Below are 2,539 nucleotides of genomic sequence, written 5' to 3'. Positions count from 1 at the left end.
GCTCTTAAGGGATCAGTTCTTTCAGCAGCCGGATGTCGACGGCGTGCCGCTAATGCCCGTCAGCCCCGTGCTGCCACATGATGTGCCTGATACATTGAGCATAGGAATCGCTACCTGTGGATTTGTTACCGGATCGGCCAACGCGGGTGTTGGAATGCCAATTGGCGAACTCACTCCCAAATTGCTGAGTTCCGAAGACCCCAGCGGAATCCCAACTGCGGCCCCAAGACTCGTGGACGATGTCCCGGTGGTCATCGATGGTGTCGCTGTGGTGCCGAAAGACGACGCGCTCGACGCCGTCGAGTTGCAGGTGCCCGACGCTGTTGAAACCGTCGGGTTCACAAACGACGTCCCGCTCGTGGATGTGGTTGCGTTCATGCCTCCGCCGTCGAAAGTGGAAAGGGCGGAAGTCGCTGCCGCAACTTCGGAACTTGATGCCAAAACACTTGGCGCCAAGACATTGGTACACCCGGAGTTGTTGGAACTATCCCCGATGCCCACGGTGCTACCCGTCAAGCCACCCGGATCGAGCTCGACCGCGCCCAAGGGAATAGCAACCGGATTGAGGGGCGAACCAATTGCAGAAAGCGGCGATGTCAGTCCTGTCGCGGGCGTGGTGCTGATTTGCGCCAAGCTCGGCCCGCTGAACAAGAGAGCGAACGCAACGGTAATCAGCAAGATTGGCATCGCAACGTCATACTCATTTCGCATTGGAACTACCGTCGTTTCATGTGTCTAGGTAGGGGCGGAGAACATCGTACTAATCCCACCGCCCTGACTGCCTGAGGCCAAGGATTTCATATGTGCAGGCAGCACTTCCTCGTGTCGTTTGGGTCGGATTTCGCCCGGTCAGATCGAGATGATGCCAGATGGAGGGGAAGCGCTCTTCTCTAAAGGCGGCTGGATTTCCCTATTCGCACGCCGACTCCGAGCATTTGTGAGATTTGGACAAGGTCGCGCTCCTTGTCGGAATGGGCCTCGCCCTTTCATCAACCCGACGATGCGCTGGCTGCTCAATATGAACGTGCGTTAACCGCGACGGGGCGCGGGGTCGGACCATGGATTGGCGGTTGGAAAGGTCTACTAAAGTGGTGCCGGAGCCTGCCAGCATTCCTTCCGATATCGCGCGACGGTGCCCGGATATTCACGCGGCCACCGCCGACATCGGCGTGGCGGTGGCGGAATTCTATCGATTAAGTTGAATGGATCGGCCGCCTTCGACGCCCAAGGCTGGGAACCAGCTGACGGCCAATGCGATCACAACCAATCTCGGCCCGAGCATTTCGAGACCGATTTTCCAGGGCGGCCGGCTGAATTGGGTTACAGGCAAGAGTGCCAGATACCATTGGATCCGTAGTAACTCGGGTTCACAGCGTCGAACGAGCAGTAAGCAGTGTCGGTGTCGTCGTTCAACCAGAGCTGGTTATCATATTCCCGGTCGCCAGCTTCCCGACCGCCAAAAAGGACCTTGTGGTGCTGGCGGTTGCCAATGGCACCGCTGCTGAAGTGTACGGTAGGACCATCTCCGCCGCCGCTGCGCGCCATGGAGACCGTCGCCGAGCCGGTCGCCAGCATCACGCCCAAAGTAATCTTTGCCAATATTGTTGCTGATTTTCTCACGATAGACTCCTTCGGATTGAGAATTCATGGACTCTTTGAAAATATTTCCAGTCAGGCCATAGTTCTGCAGACGTGCGAGCCAAAACCTTCAGTGTTCGAATCCGGTCCCCACTCGCACTGTGGAGTCCGGATTCGAAGAGGCCGTGGTGGTTCACGGACAAAATGGGTAAAGGGTGCGATACTCATTGTATGGGTACGGGTAACCGCAGTAGCCGTCGTCATAGAAATCACTGCCGAAACCGCGGTCCCTTCCGAACCTATGACCGTCGCCGACATGGACACCACGGACATGGCCGCCGCCGCCCAAGATTGCGACACGACCGCCATTGGCAAAGCCTACGCCGTGGCCACCGCCAAAGCCTTCGGCATGGCCGCCACCGCCCATGCTCATACCATGACCGCCGCCGCCAAAGCCGCCGCCACCGCCATGGCCGCCACCACCGCCGTGCGCCATCGAGACCGTCGCTGAGCCAGCCGCCAGCATTGCGCCCATGACGATCGTCGCCAAGAATGATGTTGATCTTTTCATAATACGCTCCTGTAGTTGAAGCTTTCTTAGTTGCTGAAAGCAATATTAATATAGATACGGGAGATGCTCTTCAGCATGATACGCTTGTTTGATTTTTGTATATCTTATAACTACAAACAATCTCTCTTGATTGCATGGGAAGCCGTCAGTGCGCTCTGCGGGCAGTCCTTCGCGGCCTAGGATGCAAGGTGTCCTGCGCACTTTTGGGCGACAGGAATTTGGTGCCGGCTTGATTGGCATTGCTCAGCGCCGATTTGCGCTCCGCAGCCGACCCCTCTCCCGTCGTGTCATTTCACACCGACAGCGACCTGGGGGCGTCCCGTTTCGCATAGGTAACCTTCACTGCGTTTTGCAATTTTTCGAAGGCGCGCATCTCAATCTGGCGCACAC

The 2,539-nt window shown here is 57.2% G+C and carries 2 protein-coding genes; both read left to right on the top strand.

Annotated elements, in window-relative coordinates:
• Positions 1 to 739 (top strand): hypothetical protein (locus tag ACXJ7R_RS29820; RefSeq protein WP_457154954.1); only part of this gene is annotated, 739 nt, incomplete at its 5' end.
• A 750-nt stretch (positions 740 to 1,489) separates the two neighbouring features.
• Entirely contained in the window at positions 1,490 to 2,089 is a 600-nt protein-coding gene (locus ACXJ7R_RS29815) for a hypothetical protein (RefSeq protein ID WP_457154953.1), read from the top strand.
• The last annotated feature ends 450 nt before the right edge of the window (positions 2,090 to 2,539 follow it).

This window comes from Mesorhizobium sp. P5_C1, assembly GCF_054049815.1.
Note: the sequence above shows the minus strand (reverse complement) of the source record. Positions and strands in the feature narration are given on the sequence as shown.

Bases quoted from the DNA above. Each gene is read 5' to 3' on its own strand.
- ACXJ7R_RS29815 (WP_457154953.1), top strand. From the start codon at position 1,490: ATGGCACCGCTGCTGAAGTGTACGGTAGGACCATCTCCGCCGCCGCTG.